Source organism: Arcticibacter svalbardensis MN12-7, assembly GCF_000403135.1.
GTDB classification, from domain to species: Bacteria; Bacteroidota; Bacteroidia; order Sphingobacteriales; family Sphingobacteriaceae; genus Arcticibacter; species Arcticibacter svalbardensis.
Genome location: NZ_AQPN01000093.1, coordinates 1 through 2,711, shown reverse-complemented (window position 1 = coordinate 2,711; position 2,711 = coordinate 1). Strand labels below are relative to the sequence as shown.

The 2,711-nt window shown below is 37.4% G+C and carries 3 protein-coding genes and 1 riboswitch; of the genes, 2 read left to right on the top strand and 1 reads right to left on the bottom strand.

The features are described 5' to 3' along the window. The first annotated feature begins 42 nt into the window (after positions 1-42). Positions 43-242: riboswitch (cobalamin riboswitch) on the top strand. An 87-nt stretch (positions 243-329) separates the two neighbouring features. After that, entirely contained in the window at positions 330-620 is a 291-nt protein-coding gene (locus tag ADIARSV_RS12135) for a hypothetical protein (protein ID WP_052017012.1), read from the top strand. Positions 621-843: 223 nt separating this feature from the next. On the opposite strand, the gene ADIARSV_RS12130 is transcribed toward ADIARSV_RS12135, so the two are convergent. Further along, positions 844-1,470, bottom strand: coding sequence for an alpha/beta hydrolase (locus ADIARSV_RS12130; protein ID WP_200864748.1), 627 nt, complete (start codon positions 1,468-1,470; stop codon positions 844-846). Between the two features lie 642 nt (positions 1,471-2,112). On the opposite strand from ADIARSV_RS12130, the gene ADIARSV_RS12125 reads away from it, so the two are divergent. Further along, positions 2,113-2,700, top strand: coding sequence for an RNA polymerase sigma factor (locus tag ADIARSV_RS12125; RefSeq protein ID WP_040299946.1), 588 nt, complete (start codon positions 2,113-2,115; stop codon positions 2,698-2,700). The last annotated feature ends 11 nt before the right edge of the window (positions 2,701-2,711 follow it).

The window sequence follows — 2,711 nt, the reverse complement described above, 5'->3', positions numbered from 1 at the left end:
TGATGTATAGGTTTTAAATTCTAAAATTTCTTCTGAAATTGCTATATTAGTGTCGCTAATGGTTTCTTTAATTTTTTTAAGGAATTAAAAGGGAATACGGTGTAATTCCGTTACTGTCCCGCAGCTGTAAGCTCCGCAACGGCATTCAAATCAGGCCACTGTTACATCCTCCAAAGGATTAGAACGGGAAGGTAGAATGACCGGGAGCAAGTCAGAAGACCTGCCTTTAGTATTCATTTCGATGTCCTCGTGGGTTGGGGCTGAAATGGCACTTATGCTTAGCTGATGGATAGAGTAAAGAAGAATACATTTATGGAGGTGATAACGCTATGATAAACGTTACTGTGCGTCCTATTATTGATCCCAAGCTTATGCCCCTGAAGTATGCTGATAAGTTGATGAACGAAAAGTTGATTGGGCTGGCCGTAGGTCTACAGAGTTATCTCCATAAGACATTTACTAACGAAAAGTATGATGATGTGGTCATATATTTGAGCTATAATACCAAACGAGTAGTACAATGGAAAGTTGTTAATGATGTTCCAAAACAAATTCATGTTGAAGTAGCAAAATGTTGTGGTAGGTTAGGTTACGTTCAATGGAAAGAACTGGAGCTGTAGAAATAAACCGGCTCTTTAATGAGAATTTGAAACACTACAACTTGCCTCCGGGGGGGTTAGGTAATATATCTGTTTATCATGAGCCATTACCATTTTTTTAATCATTAACGGCTATGTTGTACGGATTGGTCGACAGTTTGCACCAGCCAATTAAGATAGGATCTCCTAGACTACCGGCACTGTCAAACTTGTTATACAGTGTACTTGTTAATTCATCCGTACTTTAAAGAGGGCTTTCCTTTTTGCTTAGGCGGATGTTAAATATTATTACTGAAATAAAAACGATGGTGTAGGCTACGGCTTGTATTAGGTCTATCTCTTCGTGCTCTCGGCAAATAAAATGGCTCTTGCCATCAAATATCTTCACGTCTACGTGGCTATTCGCGTTGCTATAGCTGCCTGCTACTATTTGCGTAAAATCAGGTGGGAAAATATGATCGCTACCACCTCCAACAAATAGAATGGGTACATGGTTTTTTTTGAAATCTATGTTTGAAAACGAATCTAAAACTAGTTGATGACTGACCTTATAACTTTCAGGTACGGCAAACTTTTCAAATGCTTTTTCTTTTTCTGGAACAGGTATCGTATTAAAAAATGAATACTCGTACCATTTGCGACTCCCCATAAAATAGCCTTTGAAAGAAAAGAAACCAAAGGCGGGTAATACTGTCTTAAGCGTTTGAAATGGTGGAAAGACGTTTTTGGGTGGTGCTCCATCAATGCTTACACCAGACGCTGCTTTACCCAGTTCTACCAATTTTAACACTGCCATTCCTGCCATGGAGTGACCAATAATTAGAGGCTTCTCTGGAAGAGTATCAATTAAGGTAACGATATTATTCACCACATCTTTAAAGCCGGTTTTAATAAGATCAGGATGAACCTTAGCTCTTAAATTAGAAGGGGAATGAGTACAATGGTTTTTGAATGTGACATGGTTTATAAGTTTTATGTTGATAAGATATTTTTAAACGTTTTTCGGAGTATTTTTTTATCTGCTTAAAGTTAGAAAATTACCTTTTAATTTGCTAACAAACACAGTGTTATAAATTATTTGTTCCATTTATGAGAATAGTAGCAAGCAGATATGAGATCATGTGGAACAGGGCAAAGCATCAGGAATCAAAGTTAAATTACTAAGCAAAATTTAGCTCTTTACTTACTTGAAATTTTCTTGCGGATCATGCTTAGAAATTCAGATGTGATACCAAGATAAGATGCGATCTGAGTATTTGGCAGGCGGTTAATCAGATGCGGGTACTGCTTTTGAAAAGCACCGTATCGCTCTTACGCAGCGGAACTGATATTCTATAGAATCCGTGTCTGATAGTCAATTAACTTTCGTTCAATGATGATCCTGAAAGCTCGGTCAAACTTGTGGTAATTAATCCTCCGGATTGAGGGCTCCTCCATAATTTGCAAATCAACAGATCAATGTTAGTGCATGCATTGAGCTGCCGACTGATTCTTTAAGATTAATTAATATTAAGTGAATATAACCCAGGTAAATTTGTTGTGGCTTAATCAGACAAACTTTGTGGACAAAGATTTAATCATATCTCTTAAAAAAGGCAGCCCCTTAGCAATGGAGGCAATCTATCAGCACCACTGGGAATCCGTTTTTGACAGGGCCTTTAAAAAAACAGGTAATGAACATGTTGCCCAGGATATTACACAGGAAATTTTCATTTCACTATGGAAGAAACGAAATGAAATTAATCTTGAAAGCAATCTTGGTGCCTACCTACAGGGTGCGGTAAAATATCAGGTCATTAACTATTTTAAGTCGCAGTCTGTTACTGATGTCCACCGTGCAGAGTTTGCCTTACTGATAAACAAAGAACTTTCAGTTTCTGCAGATTCAGATATTATATTGAAGGATTTAAACATTCAGTTTGATGCAGCCATTGCATTATTACCAGAAAAAATGCAGCTAATCGTTTCCATGAGTAGAAAGCAGGAAAAATCCCTCAAGGAGATTGCCTCAGAACTTAATGTTTCTATCCAGACCGTAAAAAACCAGATCACTGCAGCTATGAAAGTAATAAGGAAAAACATTCCTACATCTTTGTTTTAACCATTTTTGCC